This is a genomic window from Bradyrhizobium sp. cf659 (assembly GCF_900113725.1).
GTDB lineage: Bacteria > Pseudomonadota > Alphaproteobacteria > Rhizobiales > Xanthobacteraceae > Bradyrhizobium.
The window spans coordinates 383,705-397,950 of sequence record NZ_FOQJ01000005.1 but is presented as its reverse complement, the minus strand read 5'-3'; the positions used below and the strand labels follow the sequence as shown (position 1 = coordinate 397,950).

Here is a 14,246-nt window from a genome sequence, read left to right as displayed (position 1 = left end):
CGAGACCTTTGTCGTTGAAAGCCATCCGGCGCCATCAAGGGGCCGCTGTGCAGTTCGTTATGGGTGTGAAGGATGTGATGCTGGTCGATCGACGCGTCTTCGAGTCCTGTGTCGAGACGTTGAAGCGATCCGCTCTTGACGTGACAAGGACGGGCGGCGGGATCGGCTGGGTCGAACAACCCTCAACCGGTGGCTGCTTGAACTGGGGGACATTCCCGGACGGACTTCGAAGACAATGTCCGGCTCGATCGTGATATGCTAGGGTCGTCCGATACGGCGCTTGTGCGGCCTGCCGTCGAATCGTGTCTGGACTAAGGGCGCCCTCTGGCAAGTGTTGTGGCGGTCTGACCCTGCCGCGATTATCGTCACGGTTGGCTCTCTCAAGGGGCGAAGACAGGCGTGCGAGCCAGCAATCCATCCATCGCGTTTCGCGATGGCTGGCTTCCGCATCGCGCGTTCTCCTCCTGGCGGACCGTGCTTAGCGTGGCGGGCCGGTATCAAGCGCACCGAGGGGAGAATCATGAGCAGAGATTTCGCGACTTTACGAGGTTTTCTGGTCAGCTGCCGCAGGGTTCTCGGTCTTCTGGCCGCCATGGCGATGGCTTGCGCGGCCTCGACTGCTCTCGCGCAGTCCAGCAAGGAGACGATCACCGTCTATACCGCGTTAGAGAAAGAGCAGCTCGGGCCTTATAAGGCTGCCTTCGAGAAAGCTCATCCCGACATAGAGATCGCCTGGTTGCGGGATAGCCCCGGCATTATCCTTGCCCGCCTGCTCGCGGAAAAGGACAATCCGCGCGCGGACGTCGTCTGGGGCGTGCCACTGATGCATCTCGTCAGCCTGGAGAAGCTCGGCATGCTCGAGCCCTATGCGCCGAAGGACTACGAGAAGCTGAAACCACGCTTCCGCGACGCCAAGAATCCGCCGGCTTGGACTGGCATGGACACCTGGATGAGCCTGATCTGCTTCAACACGGTCGAAGCGAAGAAGCGCAACATTCCCGCTCCCGAAACCTGGGCCGACCTCGCCAAGCCGGTGTACAAGGGCCAGATCACCATGCCCAACCCGGCCTCGAGCCATACGGGCTACATGGCCGTCAACCACTGGAAGCAGTCAATGGGCGACAAGGCCTGGTCGTTCATGGACGGGCTGCACGAGAACGTCGCGCTCTATACCCATTCCGGATCGAAGCCCTGCAAGATGGCGGCGACCGGCGAATATGTGATCGGCATCTCGACCGACATCACCTCGCCGCAGCTCAAGGCCAAGGGTGCGCCGATCGACATCATCCTGCCGAAGGACAAGACTGGCTGGGACATCGAGGCCACCGCGATCATCAAGGGTACGAAGAAGCTGAAGGCGGCGCAGGCGCTTGCCGACTTTGCGGTGAGCAAGGCGGCCAACGATCAGTACAACAAGTTCATGGCCATTGTGGCCTATCCGGGTGAGTTCGAGACGCCGAAGGCTTATCCGCCGGGCGCCGAGGCCGCCATGGCCGAGCAGGACTTGACCGCCAGCGCGCTGGGCCGCGAGGCGCTGACGGCCGAATGGGTCAAGCGCTATGATGGCAAATCGGAGCCGAAGTCGAACTGAGCGAGGCCGGGACGGGATACTGTTTCGCCGCCCAGTCTGCCATGATCGACGCGCGGCGAGCTCCTTGACCGGAGAGCGAGCCGCAACGGCGCAACATCTCCGGATTGCGAATTCAACATGGCTTTTCCTTCCGGTCGCTCCTCGCCGTTGCTGTCTATTCGAGGCTTGAGCAAGACCTTCGGCCCTCATGCCGCGCTCAAGATGATCGACCTGGACATCCGTGACGGAGAGTTCCTTAGCTTTCTCGGGCCCTCGGGCTGCGGCAAGTCGACCCTGCTGCGGATCATTACCGGGCTCGAGCGCCAGAGCGGCGGCACGATCAGTCATGGCGGGCGCGACATTTCGAGGCTCTCCGCGGCCGAGCGTGGCTTCGGGATCCTGTTTCAGTCCTACGCGCTCTTCCCCAATCTCACCGTTCGCCAGAACGTCGCCTACGGCCTCAAGGAGAGGGGCCGCGATGCTGCCGCGCGCGTCGCCGAGTTGCTTGAGATGGTCGGCCTGCCGGACATCGGCGGCAAGTTTCCCGCCGAGCTGTCTGGAGGCCAGCAGCAGCGTGTCGCTCTGGCTCGCGCGCTTGCGCCGAGCCCAAAGCTTCTCCTGCTCGACGAGCCGTTGAGCGCGCTCGACGCCAAGGTCCGTGTCCACTTGCGCGAGCAGATCAAGGATCTTCAACGCCGGCTCGGCATCACCACTGTCATGGTCACGCATGACCAGGAGGAGGCGCTGGCCTTGGCCGACCGGATCGTGGTGATGAACCACGGCACGGTCGAGCAGATCGGAACGCCCGACGAGATCTACGGTCGTCCCGCTTCGCTGTTCGTCGCCGGCTTCGTCGGCAAGATGAACGTACTGGTAGGGCGGGTGTCTGACTCTCTGTTCAGGCCGCAAGGCGCCACGGCTGCGATCACGCTTGCGACAGGCATACCGGATGGTGTCGCGCGGCTTTGCGTGAGGCCGGAGGATGTCGAGGTTTCGGCGCGGCAACTGGTGCACGAGGACGGCAGCATCGAGGCCACCGTGACTGGAGCGGAATTCCTTGGTGCCTTCACCCGCTTGCGTCTTGCCGTCCCGGAATGGGGGGCAGCGCTGACGGCCGATGTCGCTGCGCGGCAGATAGGCGGCCTGGCCATCACGCCCGGGGCGTCTGTGTCGGTGACGCTTGATCCGACCCGCCTGCGGTTGTTGCCAGGCGGCGGCGATGCGTGACGCCATGGCGGGAAGGGGCGCGCCCCGGCATGGGGCACCGTTGATGTCGGAATCCGTTCTACGGCTTGCTCTGACGGTGCTGCTGGTCGTCGTGCTCGTCGTATTGGTGCTGTTGCCGGTTGGTGCCATTCTCGGCAAGAGCCTGGAAGATCAGGCTGGCAGCTTCATCGGTCTCGCCAATTTCCGGGCCTATCTCGGCAGTCCCTCACTCACACGCTCGATCGGCAACAGCTTGTTGCTTGGCCTGCTGACGACGACGATCACGATCTCGCTCGCCTTCCTCTACGCTTACGCGCTCTCGCGGAGCTGCATGCCGTTTAAGCCGCTGTTCCGTGGTATCGGCCTCGTGCCGATCCTCTCGCCATCGCTGCTGCCCGCGATCGCGCTGACCTATCTGTTCGGCAATCAGGGCTTGCTCAAGGATCTGCTCGGTGGCGGATCGATCTATGGACTTGCCGGCATCGTCGCCGCGCAGGTGTTCTACAGCTTCCCGCATGCGCTGATGATCCTGATCACCGCGCTCGCCCTGTCGGATGCTCGCCTCTACGAGGCGGCTGAGATCCTCGGGGCCTCGCGGGCGCGCATGTTCCGTACGATCACGCTGCCTGGCGCCCGCTTCGGTTTGATCAGCGCGATCTTCGTGGTCTTCACCATTGCCGTGACCGATTTCGGCGCCGCGAAAGTCATCGGCGGCCAGTTCAACGTGCTCTCGATCGACATCTACAAACAGGTTATCGGCCAGCAGAACTTCCGGATGGGGGCCGTGGTCGGCGTGCTCCTGCTGCTTCCAGCGCTCCTGTCCTTCGCGGTCGACCTCTATGTCCGACGCCGGCAGAAATCGATGCTGGGCGGCCGGGCGGTCGTGCTGGTGCCAGAGCCGAGCCGCGTCTTCGATCTCGCGATGCTGGTAGCGGCCGGCCTGGTGGCGCTGTTCGTCGTCGTGCTCCTCGGAACGGCGATCTTTGCCTCCCTCGTCAAGTTCTGGCCCTATGATCTCAGCCTCTCACTCAACAATTACGACTTCGCGGCCTATGACGCCGCCGGCTGGTCCTCCTATGGCAACAGCCTGGCGATGGCCGCATGGACGGCGATGATCGGTACCGTCTGCGCTTTCGGCGGGGCCTATCTCGTCGAGAAGGGGCCGGGTTTCGTGCTGCCGCGTGCGCTTTATCGCGGACTCGCCGTCCTGCCGCTCGCGGTGCCGGGACTTGTGCTGGGCCTCGGCTACATCTTCTTCTTCAACAGCGTGTCGAACCCGCTGAACGGCGTCTATGGCGGGCTGTCGATCCTCGTGATGTCGACCATCGCCCACTACTACACTGTACCGCACCTGATGGCCGTGACGGCGCTGAAGCAGATAAACGACGAGATCGAGGAGGCGGCGGCAGCGCTCGGCGTGCCATTCTGGAGGACCTTCGTACGCGTGACGTTGCGGATCTGCGTGCCGACCGTGATCGACATCGCGACCTATTTCTTCCTCAACGCCATGACCACGATCGGCGCGGTCGTCTTCCTTTATGCGCCGGCGACCAAGCTGGCGTCCGTCGCGGTCGTGGAGATGGACGATACCGGAGACACGGCCGCGGCGGCCGCGATGGCGGTGATGATCCTGCTGACGGCCGCGGCCGTGAAGATCCTGCAGACCCTCCTGACCTCCGTCGTCGTCGGGCGGAGCCAGGCCTGGCGAAGGCGCGACTTGATCGACAAGGCGGAGCATGCTCCAGTGGTGGCCTGACGATGCGAACCTTGGGACCTGCGATGCGGCAATACTCGGGGGCTGCCGAGCCGATCCGGATCAATGTCAGCTCCCGCATCGACCTTCTGACACTGAGGCTCTTCGTCGCCATCGTCGAGGAGGGCAGCATTGCACGTGCCGCGGACCGTGAGAACATCGCCGCCTCCGCCGTCAGCAAGCGCATTGGCGACCTCGAACAGGCGTTGCGCACGGAGCTGCTGCACCGCCATCGCCAGGGTATCGAGCCGACTGCCGCTGGCCAAGCTCTATTCCAGCATGCGCAGCTCATCATGCGCAACCTGGCCGAGTTGGAGGCCGAACTCGTCGACTTCTCCGCGGGCACGCGCGGCCAGGTCCGCATGTGGGCGAATGAATCGACGTTGTTCGGTTTCATCCCCGAGCAGCTTGCCAGTTTCGCGCAGCGCTACCCGCAGGTGCGCGTCGACCTGCAGTCCAATCTGAGCCCGATGAATATCCAGGCAGTGATGGACAACAGCGCCGATATCGGCATCTTCTCGGGCGAATTGCCGACCGGCGATCTTTCGGTCTACTCCTGTTTCAGGGACCGGCTCGTGGTGGTGGTGCCGGTCGGGCACGAGCTGGCGGAGCGCGAGGGCGTCGGCTTCGCCGAGCTGCTCCGCTACGATTTGATCGAGCAGGAGCCGCGCAGTTCGATCCAGACCCTGTTGCTCAAGCATGCCGGCGAACTCGGCAACATCCCGCGCTCGCGCGTCCGGGTTGGCGGCTTCGACGCCGTCTGCCGCATGGTCGAGGCCGGGCTCGGGCTCGGCATCATTCCGGACCGGCTCGCCGCCAAGCTCAGCCCGGTGATGGACATCGTGACCGTCGCGCTGGAGGAGAACTGGGCGGTACGTGAGCACAAGGTCTGTGTGCGCGGCAACGCCGAGCTTCCCGTGGCGACGCGCCTTCTGCTGCGCCATCTGCTCGAGGCCGCCGAAGCATCGTGAGCCACGCTGCTTGCTTGGCGAACTACGACTTCCGCCTGCCGTCCCTTCTTTCTATCCGGATAAGGGAGCCGTATTCGGCTTCGCCTGATGGGGAGAGGGTGTCGTGTCCGGCACGATGTTCGAGAAGATATGGGACCGCCACAAGGTCTTCGAACGGCCGGACGGGCAGACGCTGCTCTATATCGACCGGCATTATGTCGGCGACGATCTGCCGCTCGAAGCGTTCGAGACGCTGAGGCGCAAGGGGCTCAAGGTCCGCCGGCCCGACCTGACATACGCGATGCCCGACCACTACGTCTCGACGCGGGGCCGAAGCCTCGCCGATACGGTCGATGCCGAGCGGCGCGAGCTAATCGAGGAACTCGGCCATTTCGCCGAAGAGAACGGAATCTCGTTCTTCCCGCTCGGCGATCCCAGGCAGGGCATCGTCCATGTCGTCGGTCCTGAATTGGGTTTGAGCCAACCCGGCATGACCATCGTCTGTGGTGATAGCCACACCTCGACCCATGGCGCGCTCGGAGCGCTGGGCTTCGGCATCGGTGCTGCGGAGGTCAGCCATGTCTTCGCCACGCAGACGCTTTGGCAGCGCAAGCCGCAAACCATGCGCGTGGCGGTGAACGGCGCGCCCGGACCGTGCGTCGTCGCCAAGGACGTCATCATGGGCATCATTGCCCATATCGGCGTCGCCGGCGCGACCGGCCATGTCATCGAATATGCCGGAGACACCATCCGTGGCCTCAGGATGGAGGGGCGCATGACCCTCTGCAACATGTCGATCGAAGCGGGGGCCAGGGCCGGCATGGTGGCGCCCGACGCCACGACCTTTGCCTATCTCCATGGGCGGCCCTTCGCGCCAAAGGGCGCGGACTGGGAAAAGGCGGTCGTACGCTGGGCGGCCTTGGCAAGCGATCCGAACGCCCTCTTCGATCGTGAGGTCGCGCTCGACGCCGCCGATCTCGCCCCCATGGTGTCCTGGGGCACGAGCCCCGAGGACGCAGGACCGATCACCGGCCGCGTCCCGGAGCTGCGCGACATCGCCGACCCGCTGAAGCGGGCGCGGATCGAGAAGGGGCTCACCTATATGGGGCTCGATGCCGGCGCTGCGCTGGAAGGTCTTCCCGTCGACCGCGTCTTCATCGGCTCCTGTACCAACGGCCGGATCGAGGATCTGCGTGCTGCTGCCTCAGTGCTGCGGGGGCGGCGGGCAGCAGTGCCGACGCTGGTGGTTCCGGGGTCGGGCCTGGTGAGGACCCAGGCCGAGGCCGAGGGGCTCGACCGCATCTTCCTCGAAGCTGGCTGCGAGTGGCGCCATGCCGGATGCTCGATGTGCCTCGCCATCAACGGCGACATGCTGTCGGAAGGCGAGCGCTGCGCTTCGACCACGAACCGCAATTTCGTCGGCAGGCAGGGCAGGGGCTCGCGCACCCACCTGATGAGCCCGCCCATGGCAGCGGCGGCCGCCATCGCCGGCTGTCTCACCGATGTTCGTCAACTCGGGAGGAGCTGAGTATGGAGCGCTTCACCCGCATCACGGCCGTCGCCGCTCCGATCGAGGGCGCCGACATCGACACCGACCAGATCCTGCCGGCGCGCTTCATGCATAAGCGTCGCATCGACTACGGCCAGTACTGCTTCCACGACCAGCGCTTCGACACGACCGGACGGCCGCGTCCCGACTTCGTGCTCAACCGGCTAGGCTTCCGGCAGCCGTCGATCCTCGTCGCAGACCGCAATTTCGGTTGCGGCTCCTCGCGCGAGCAGGCAGTCCATACCCTGGTCGATTTCGGCATCCGCAGCATCATCGCCGTCAGCTTCGGTGACATCTTCCAGACCAACTGCCTGAAGAATGGCTTGCTGCCCGTGGCGCTGCCCGTGGAGGTGGTCCGAGCTCTCCGCTCGAATCTCGCTGCGTCTCCCGGTGTGTTGCTCACGATCGATCTCGAAGCTGAGCAGGTGATCGCGCCAGACAGCACTGCGCACGCGTTCTCGGCCGATTCTTTCGGCCGATCCTGCCTCCTCGCCGGTCTCGATGAGATCGACTACACGCTGACGCTGCTCGACCGCGTCAGTGATTTCGAGGTGACGAGGGCGTGAAGCCCGCCCCGTTTCCATTCTGCTGACCTTTCGGAGACATCCATGAAAATCGCAATCCTGCCGGGCGACGGCATCGGGCCGGAGGTGACACGTCAGGCCGTCAAGGTGCTGCGCGCCGTCGCCAGCCGCTTCGGTCTTGCCCTTGAGCTGAGCGAAGCCCTGATCGGTGGCTGCGCCTACGAAGCGCACGGCCATCCGCTGCCTCCTGGGACCCTGGCCCTGGCGCGCGAGGCCAACGCCATCCTCTTCGGTGCGGAAGGCGGCTTCCAATACGAGACGCTGCCGCGCGGCTTGCGTCCCGGCGACGCACTGCTGACGCTGCGTCGCGAACTCGATCTCTTCGCCAATTTCCGCCCGATCGTCGCCTGGCCAGAGCTCGCGGACGCTTCAACCTTGAAGCCGGAGGTCATCGAGGGGGTCGATCTCACGATCCTGCGCGAACTGACGAGCGATCTCTATTTCGGTGAGCCCCGCGGGATCGAGACCCTGCGCGACGGTTCGCGCCGCGGCATCAACACGATGAGCTACACCGAGGCCGAGATCCGCCGAATCGCCCATGCCGGTTTCCGCGCTGCGCGGTCGCGGCGCGGTAAGCTCTGCTCGGTCGACAAGGCTAACGTGCTCGAGACGATGGAGTTGTGGCGCGAGGTCGTGACCGAGGTCGGCACTGAATATCCGGATGTCAAGCTCAGCCATCTCTACATCGACGCGGCGGCGATGGCGCTGGTGCGCACGCCCAAGGCCTTCGACGTCATCGTCACCGCCAATCTCTTCGGTGACATCCTGTCAGACGAAGCCTCTATGCTGGTTGGCTCCATCGGGATGCTGCCGTCCGCCTCTCTGAATGCCGACAGCAAAGGTCTCTTCGAGCCGGTGCATGGCTGCGCTCCAGACATCGCCGGCAGAGACATCGCCAACCCGCTGGCCGCGATCCTCTCGGTCGCGATGATGCTGCGGCTGAGTTTCGGCCGGGAGGATGCCGCCTCCGCAGTGGAGGCTGCCGTCCGCAAGATCCTGGCCGAAGGCCACCGGACCCAGGACATCGCGGCATCCGACGAGGTCGTCATCGGTACGGAAGAGATGGGCGATAGGGTGACGCGGGCTCTGGCCTGAGCAGCGCAATTCCCCCTGGCGTTGCTCCTCGCTCCGATCCTGCTCGCGCTTCCGGGGATTGCATTCGAGTATCTGGCGTTAAGACCACTGCTGCAACGATCGCACATAGAGGTTGCGTTGGTCACGCTGGGCTTGGGCATCATCCTCGGGCAGATGATCATCCACGCCTACGACGACGCGTGTACCGTGGATGCACCGCGATCCTGTCCGGCCCGATCACCGTCCCAAACCCGTCCTACTCCCCGTCTATCGCCTCGTTTTGATCGTGACGGGGTTTCGGCTCATGTGCGCTGTTGGCGCTTTGGCTCCGATATGCCAGAGGCAAACTGGGGTTCAATCGAATGCGGAAACCACGCCGTCGATCAGATTGCACGCCAGCAAGTGGTCGCTCGTGGGCGTGGCGGCGCGCTGGATCTCGATCACGGACACGTCGATACGCTTGATCCGCTCGTGCATCTCGCGCGCGAGCTTCACGGCCACGTCTTCCTCGATCGCCTCAAAGCGCACGCGTTCGCCGGGCCGGAGCTGGGCGAGCCGCGGAAGGTCGGCCGAGATGACGGTAGCGATCTTCGGATAGCCGCCCGTCGTTTGGCGATCGGCGAGCAGGATGATCGGCTGGCCGTTGCCGGGAATCTGGATGCTGCCGAACACCGTGCCGTCAGAGACGATGCCCACCGCGCCCGCATGTTGAACGCGGGGCCCTTCGAGCCGGCATCCCATGCGATCGGATAGGGCGGTGACGGTGTAGTCGGAGGCGAAGAAGGTTGCGATTCCCTCGGGGCTGAAGGCATCGTCCTGTGGGCCGAGGAGGACGCGAACAGGTCCTTGCGCACGGCGGCGATGCGTCGGGGGCACCATCAGATGTGGCCGTGCCGGCAGTCCGGGAGCTGCCAGCGGCAATCGATCGCCCGCGCGCAGCGGACCACCGTCGAGCCCGCCGAGCTGGCTGCGCGAATGCGTGGAGACGCTGCCGAGCATGGGCGTGACCTGAAAGCCGCCGGAGACGGCGAGGATGGCGCGCGCGCCATCCCGCGCGGTCCCGATCGAGAGGCGCTGGCCTGCTTTCAGGTCGTGCGTTTCGTAGGACGAAACCGGCCGGCCGTCGATACCGATCGCGAAGTCCGCACCCGCCAGCGCGAAGCGGACATCGGCGCCGGCGCAGGTGAGCGTAGGCCCCGCGAGGGTGATTTCGACCGCCGCCATCTCGGCCTTGTTGCCGACCAGTGCATTGGCGGTTGCGAGTGCAATCGAATCCATCGCGCCCGAGGCCGAGATGCCGTAGCGTTGAAAGCCGCGGCGGCCGAGATCCTGAAGGGTCGTGGCAAGACCAGGCTCGACGATTTCGAGATAGAAAGACATCGCGCCGCTCAGACCTTCAACTCTTCTCTCTCGGCGATGATCGCGCCTGTCTCCGCCGCGCGCTCGAGCGCGGCAAATTCGGCAACGCCGATGGGATGAAACCGCAGGAGATCGCCGGCGCGAAACAGGAAGGGCTCTTGCTTGCGACGCGGGTCGTAAGAGCGCACCGGCGTACGGCCCAGCATGTGCCAGCCGCTGGGTGCGGCGAGCGGCGGCGCAACCGCCGCCTGCTGGCCTCCGACCGAGACGCTGCATGGCGGCGTCACGAGCCTCGGCTCCGGGCGCCGATCGACATGAAGTGCGGGATCGAGTCCGCCGAGATAGGCAAATCCCGGCATGAAGCCGATCATGTAGACACGGTACTCGGCTGCGCTGTGCCGCGCCACGATCTCGTCCGTCGTCATGTCGAGGCGTTGCGCGAGCCAGTCGAGGTCCATCCCGTTGTCGCCCCCATAGGCGACCGGCACGGTCCAGCGGCGGCGGAGCTGTCCTTCCGGAGCCACCGGCGGCCACAGCGCGATGATCTCGGCTTCGATGTCGCGCCGTGACAGCATGGTCGGATCGAAGCAAACCAGCAGCGTGCGATAGGTCGGCACGATCTCCACGATTCCGGGCAGCGCGCGCTCGCTCAGCGCGCGGTCGAGGTCGACGACGCGCGCGTTGACATCGGCGTCGATGCCGTCTCCGACTTCGATCGTCAGCGCAGCGTCGCCGGATCGGCGGAAGCGCGGCACCGTGTAGAGTGCATCGTTTGCCATGCTCATCGATGTCGTCGTGAAAGTGTTGGACGTGTGCGTGCTCTTCGAAAAGTACCACCGTCCCATGCAAGCGGCGCGCCGAATTGTTCGTGACGCGCACCACGCATAATGGGTATATCGAACCTAGGCGAAAAACGAGGACGACGATGACTCTGATCGATATGAACTGCGACATGGGCGAAGGTTTCGGCGTCTATACGCTCGGCGATGACGCCGAGATGCTGCGGACCGTCACCTCCGCCAACATCGCCTGCGGCTTCCATGCCGGCGACCCGCTCGTCATGCATCGCACCTTGACGGAGGCGAAGGCAAACGGCGTGCAGGCCGGTGCGCACCCCGGTTTCCTCGATCTCTGGGGTTTTGGCCGCAGGCCCATTCAGGGGGAGCGCCCCGCCGACATCGAGAAGATGGTGCTCTATCAGGTGGGCGCGCTGTTGGCGCTGGCATCCGACGCCGGGCATTCCGTCCGGCACGTCAAGACCCACGGTGCGCTCGGCAACATCGCCGCGGAGGATCGTGACCTCGCCGAAGCCGTGGCACGCGCGATCCGCACCATCGACCGCAACCTGATCTTCGTGGTGATGCCCGGCCAGGAGACGGAGCGGGCCGGCGAGAAATTCGGCCTGCCGCTGGTGCGCGAGATCTATGCCGACCGCGCTTATGCCGACAACGGCAATCTGGTCTCCCGTCGTCTTGCCGGTGCCGTCATTCATGACGCGGAGGTCGCAGCGGAGCGGATCATTCGCATGATCGCGGACGGCGCGATCACCTGCCTGTCGGGAGCGCGGCTGTCGACCCGCATCGACAGCGTCTGCGTTCACGGCGATACGCCGGGCGCGGTTGCGATGGCGCAGCGTCTGAAGGCGCGCCTTGCTGCGGCGGGCGTCACGCTGGCGCCGATGGCCAAAGTCATCGGTGCCTGATCCCTTGCACAGGCGGTCATCGCTCCTCATTCCAGCACGAGATGGGTGAGGACGGTGGCCGCCGCGTGAAAGTCCTCGATCCGCATCGCCTCATGCGGATTGTGGCTGCCGTTCTGGTTGCGCACGAACAGCATGGCGGTGGGAATGCCGGCATTGGCGAACACCGCAGCGTCATGCCCCGCGCCGCTCGGCAATGACAGGTACGCGATGCCGAGCCGGTCGGCGATCGTGCCAAGCCGCCGCAACAGCTCCACGTCCATCGTGGCGGGCTGGCTTCCGGTCTTCTCTCCCAGCGCGAACCGGACGCCGCGCGTTTTCTCGATCGCGGTGATGAATGTCATCATCCGGGCATGGATCTCGTCCAGCAGCGCGACATCGGCGCTACGCACGTCGAGGCAGAAATTGAGCTCGCCCGGGATCTTGCTGAAGCCGTGTTGGGTCGCATCGGTAAAGACTTCGCCGAAGGTGATGGTCGCGGTCCGGCCGGTGGAATCGAGATCGCTCCAGAGAGAGTCGAGCGACTGGATCAGATCGGAGACGGCGAACATGGCATCGTGGCGGTACCGGCGCGGCACCGCGCCGGAATGACCGTACGCGCCGATGCAGCGCGCCTTGCGATAACGGAAGCTGCCGCTGATGCCTGTGACGAGGCCAAGCGGAATCCGCTCGGCTTCAAGCGCCGGTCCCTGTTCGATATGGGTTTCGACGAAACCATGGACGCGGTCGGGCGTCAGCAGTCGCTCGCCCCTTGCCACTCGCTCCGGTGCGAGGCCGAGGTCGCGCATGTGGTCGCGCAGCGGGCGTCCGGTATCGGAGCGAGGCAGGTCGAGCAATTCGGCGGGCAGCAGGCCGAGGAGGGTGCGGCCGCCGATATAGGAGGCGGGAAACCAGTTGCTCTCCTCGGCGCGCGTGACGACGACGATCACGGAGCGTCGCGGCCGCCGGCCCGCGCGCGCGAGCCCGGAAATCGCCGCAAGCCCGGCGACGACGCCGGCCGCGCCGTCGAAATTGCCGCCATGCGGCACGGAATCGAGATGCGAGCCGACCACCCATGCCGGGAGGTTCGGCTCAGTCCCGCGCAGCGTCAGCAAGAGATTGCCGGCAGCGTCGACATCGCAGCTGAGGCCGAGCTCGGCGGCCACCTTGCTCATCAGATCATGCGCGCGCTGCTCGCCGGCGCCATAGGCATCGCGGGTCACACCGGGATCGTCGCGGCTCATCTCGGCCAACTGGTCGAACAGGCGAACGGCAAGCGCGCGGTCGGCGCTGAGCGGAGGGTGAACAGTCACGCGCTCGCTCCACGGCGGTGCGGCCAGACCGAGGAGTTGACCAGGAAACGCGGCCGCTCGCCAGCGAGCACGGCAAGGATGCCATGCGCGACGTCCTCGGCGGTGCGGGCGAGGCTCGCCTCGGTCGAGCCGGCGATATGCGGCGTGAGCACGATCCTGGGATGGAGCAGGAGCGGGTGGTCGGGCGGCATGTCCTCGCTGGCGAAGACGTCGAGACCGGCGCCGGCGAGATGGCCCTTGTCGAGCGCATCGAGCAGCGCCCTCTCGTTCACGACGCCCCCGCGACCGGTGTTCACCAGGAATGAGCCCGGCCGCATCGCCGCGAGCTCCGCCGCGCCGATCAGGCCGCCGGTCGATGGCGTGAGCGGCAGATGCAGCGAGACGATGTCGGATTGGGACAACAGATCACGAAGCTCCGAGATAGGCTCAACGCCGGTCTCGGCATAGAGCTCCGGGGCAGTCTCCAGCGAATGGGCGATCACCCTGAGCCCGAGCGCCTTGGCGAGGATCGCGGTCTGCCGGCCGATGCCGCCGAAACCGACGATCCCGAGCGTCAATCCCTGGAGCTCGAGCAGGCGCGCCGAGTATTTGAAGCGGAAATCGCCGGCACGCGTTGCGCGATCGGCTGCTACGAGCGACTTGGTCAGGGCGAACATCAGCGCGATCGCGTGCTCGGCGACCGAGCGCACATTGGCGTGTGGCGCGTTGACAACCGCAATGCCGCGCTCGGTTGCCAGCGCAACATCGATCGCGTCGACGCCGACGCCGTGGGAGCCGATCACCCGCAGCGCGGGAGCGGCCTCGATCGCGCGCGCGGGAAAGCCGGCGCTGCGCGTCACCACGGCGACGCAGTCGCTCGCCGCGCGGGCAAGCGCCTGCGCATCAACGTGCTCGATATGGCGCAGCGCAAGCCCGCCTCGCGCGAGAATGTCTAGTCCGGCCCGATGGATCGGCTGAACGATCAGGCAGGTTTGCGAAGCTTCGGTCATGCTCATTTCCTGTGCAGCCTGCGCCTATAAAATGCCATTTGGATTCCGTTGGTATACCATTAACATTCCAGCGTTGTTCCTTACAAGACTTCAAATACGGGCGGTACGAAAACGTGTGATTGGCAAGCGGAGATGCCCGAGGCATCGGCGCTTGCGGAATGCGGGCGAGCTTGTTCAGGCATCGGTCGGCGCTCCGTGAAGCGGCGGCCGGCGAGATGGAG

General features: G+C 65.2%; 12 protein-coding genes. 8 read left to right on the top strand and 4 right to left on the bottom strand.

What is annotated here, in order from left to right:
• Positions 1–592: 592 nt before the first annotated feature.
• The 7 genes from BM118_RS23880 to leuB all read left to right on the top strand — a co-directional run bounded on the left by BM118_RS23880 (position 593) and on the right by leuB (position 8,707).
• Complete coding sequence (locus tag BM118_RS23880) at positions 593–1,591, top strand: putative 2-aminoethylphosphonate ABC transporter substrate-binding protein (protein WP_210189061.1); 999 nt, start codon at positions 593–595, stop codon at positions 1,589–1,591.
• A gap of 117 nt (positions 1,592–1,708) precedes the next feature.
• Positions 1,709–2,797, top strand: coding sequence for a putative 2-aminoethylphosphonate ABC transporter ATP-binding protein (locus BM118_RS23875; RefSeq protein ID WP_092187915.1), 1,089 nt, complete (start codon positions 1,709–1,711; stop codon positions 2,795–2,797).
• A 43-nt stretch (positions 2,798–2,840) separates the two neighbouring features.
• Positions 2,841–4,532: a putative 2-aminoethylphosphonate ABC transporter permease subunit gene (locus tag BM118_RS23870; RefSeq protein ID WP_210189060.1), complete on the top strand. Its 1,692-nt coding sequence runs from the start codon at positions 2,841–2,843 to the stop codon at positions 4,530–4,532.
• Positions 4,533–4,534: 2 nt separating this feature from the next.
• On the top strand, positions 4,535–5,500 hold the full coding sequence (locus tag BM118_RS23865; protein ID WP_210189059.1) for a LysR family transcriptional regulator: 966 nt from the start codon (positions 4,535–4,537) through the stop codon (positions 5,498–5,500).
• Positions 5,501–5,615: 115 nt separating this feature from the next.
• Entirely contained in the window at positions 5,616–7,007 is a 1,392-nt protein-coding gene (gene leuC / locus BM118_RS23860; RefSeq protein WP_092187992.1) for a 3-isopropylmalate dehydratase large subunit, read from the top strand.
• Positions 7,008–7,009: 2 nt separating this feature from the next.
• On the top strand, positions 7,010–7,594 hold the full coding sequence (gene leuD, locus BM118_RS23855) for a 3-isopropylmalate dehydratase small subunit (RefSeq protein ID WP_092187912.1): 585 nt from the start codon (positions 7,010–7,012) through the stop codon (positions 7,592–7,594).
• 42 nt (positions 7,595–7,636) lie between these two features.
• Positions 7,637–8,707, top strand: a complete 1,071-nt coding sequence (gene leuB / locus BM118_RS23850; protein ID WP_092187911.1) for a 3-isopropylmalate dehydrogenase — start codon at positions 7,637–7,639, stop codon at positions 8,705–8,707.
• A gap of 333 nt (positions 8,708–9,040) precedes the next feature.
• Here leuB and BM118_RS23845 read toward each other — a convergent pair whose 3' ends face one another.
• Both BM118_RS23845 and pxpB read right to left on the bottom strand, forming a co-directional pair.
• A complete protein-coding gene (locus tag BM118_RS23845; protein ID WP_092187910.1) occupies positions 9,041–10,066 on the bottom strand; it encodes a 5-oxoprolinase subunit C family protein in 1,026 nt (341 codons plus the stop codon).
• An 8-nt stretch (positions 10,067–10,074) separates the two neighbouring features.
• A complete protein-coding gene (gene pxpB, locus BM118_RS23840; RefSeq protein WP_092187909.1) occupies positions 10,075–10,830 on the bottom strand; it encodes a 5-oxoprolinase subunit PxpB in 756 nt (251 codons plus the stop codon).
• Positions 10,831–10,970: 140 nt separating this feature from the next.
• Here pxpB and BM118_RS23835 point away from each other — a divergent pair, with 140 nt between their 5' ends.
• Positions 10,971–11,747, top strand: coding sequence for a LamB/YcsF family protein (locus tag BM118_RS23835; protein WP_092187908.1), 777 nt, complete (start codon positions 10,971–10,973; stop codon positions 11,745–11,747).
• A gap of 26 nt (positions 11,748–11,773) precedes the next feature.
• On the opposite strand, the gene BM118_RS23830 is transcribed toward BM118_RS23835, so the two are convergent.
• Together BM118_RS23830 and BM118_RS23825 are read right to left on the bottom strand one after the other, a co-directional pair.
• On the bottom strand, positions 11,774–13,036 hold the full coding sequence (locus BM118_RS23830) for a Zn-dependent hydrolase (protein ID WP_244550214.1): 1,263 nt from the start codon (positions 13,034–13,036) through the stop codon (positions 11,774–11,776).
• Complete coding sequence (locus BM118_RS23825; protein ID WP_092187907.1) at positions 13,033–14,025, bottom strand: hydroxyacid dehydrogenase; 993 nt, start codon at positions 14,023–14,025, stop codon at positions 13,033–13,035. Before BM118_RS23825 ends, BM118_RS23830 begins: the two co-directional genes overlap by 4 nt.
• Between the last annotated feature and the right edge of the window lie 221 nt (positions 14,026–14,246).

Bases quoted from the DNA above. Each gene is read 5' to 3' on its own strand.
- BM118_RS23880 (WP_210189061.1), top strand. From the start codon at position 593: ATGGCGATGGCTTGCGCGGCCTCGACTGCTCTCGCGCAGTCCAGCAAG.
- BM118_RS23875 (WP_092187915.1), top strand. From the start codon at position 1,709: ATGGCTTTTCCTTCCGGTCGCTCCTCGCCGTTGCTGTCTATTCGAGGC.
- BM118_RS23870 (WP_210189060.1), top strand. From the start codon at position 2,841: ATGTCGGAATCCGTTCTACGGCTTGCTCTGACGGTGCTGCTGGTCGTC.
- BM118_RS23865 (WP_210189059.1), top strand. From the start codon at position 4,535: ATGCGAACCTTGGGACCTGCGATGCGGCAATACTCGGGGGCTGCCGAG.
- leuC (WP_092187992.1), top strand. From the start codon at position 5,616: ATGTTCGAGAAGATATGGGACCGCCACAAGGTCTTCGAACGGCCGGAC.
- leuD (WP_092187912.1), top strand. From the start codon at position 7,010: ATGGAGCGCTTCACCCGCATCACGGCCGTCGCCGCTCCGATCGAGGGC.
- leuB (WP_092187911.1), top strand. From the start codon at position 7,637: ATGAAAATCGCAATCCTGCCGGGCGACGGCATCGGGCCGGAGGTGACA.
- BM118_RS23845 (WP_092187910.1), bottom strand. From the start codon at position 10,066: ATGTCTTTCTATCTCGAAATCGTCGAGCCTGGTCTTGCCACGACCCTT.
- pxpB (WP_092187909.1), bottom strand. From the start codon at position 10,830: ATGAGCATGGCAAACGATGCACTCTACACGGTGCCGCGCTTCCGCCGA.
- BM118_RS23835 (WP_092187908.1), top strand. From the start codon at position 10,971: ATGACTCTGATCGATATGAACTGCGACATGGGCGAAGGTTTCGGCGTC.
- BM118_RS23825 (WP_092187907.1), bottom strand. From the start codon at position 14,025: ATGACCGAAGCTTCGCAAACCTGCCTGATCGTTCAGCCGATCCATCGG.